The sequence below is a fragment of the Psychrobacter sp. FME6 genome (genome assembly GCF_014861365.1).
In the GTDB taxonomy this organism is placed as follows: domain Bacteria; phylum Pseudomonadota; class Gammaproteobacteria; order Pseudomonadales; family Moraxellaceae; genus Psychrobacter.
Window position 1 is genome coordinate 1 of record NZ_RRYW01000248.1, and the last position, 574, is coordinate 574.

Consider the following 574-nt stretch of genomic DNA (forward strand, 5'->3'; position numbering starts at 1 on the left):
GTGTGGGTCATAAAACGGCACAGCAAGTATCAGAGGCAATGATAGATGTCTTAAAGCCTGTGAGGTTACAGGTTAAGACAATCACCTCTGACAATGGTAAAGAGTTTGCTCAGCATAAGAAGGTGAAACAAAAGCTCTTTAGTCTGTTCTTTTTTGCCGATGCTTATGCGTCATGGCAGCGGGGGACCAACGAGAATACCAACGGCTTAATCAGAGAGTTCTTGCCTAAGGGTTGTGACTTTAGACAAGTCTCTGATAATGAGATACAGGACATTGAGAATAAACTAAACAACAGACCAAGAAAACGCTTAGGGTTTAAAACGCCCAATCAGGTGTTCTATAATATAATTTAGCGTTGCACTTGGTGTGTTAATCTAAGCAATAAATAAAAGGGAGCAATAAAAGGTAATAATACCTATTCTATAAAAACTTACTAATAATAAGGTAAACTAATAAAGGTAAAATGCATCCAGAGCCATTAAACAAATACAATTTTTATCACACTATTTTGAAAAACCCTAGGGGCTGTATAGAATTCAAATCAGCGGCAGCCAGATAAAGACACAAGCGAGAA

Annotated in this window: 1 protein-coding gene; it reads left to right on the plus strand. The window is 37.6% G+C overall.

Annotated features, from left to right (window positions below):
- The coding region (locus EI162_RS14485; protein ID WP_192524989.1) for an IS30 family transposase at positions 1-353 on the plus strand (353 nt) is incomplete at its 5' end.
- Between the last annotated feature and the right edge of the window lie 221 nt (positions 354-574).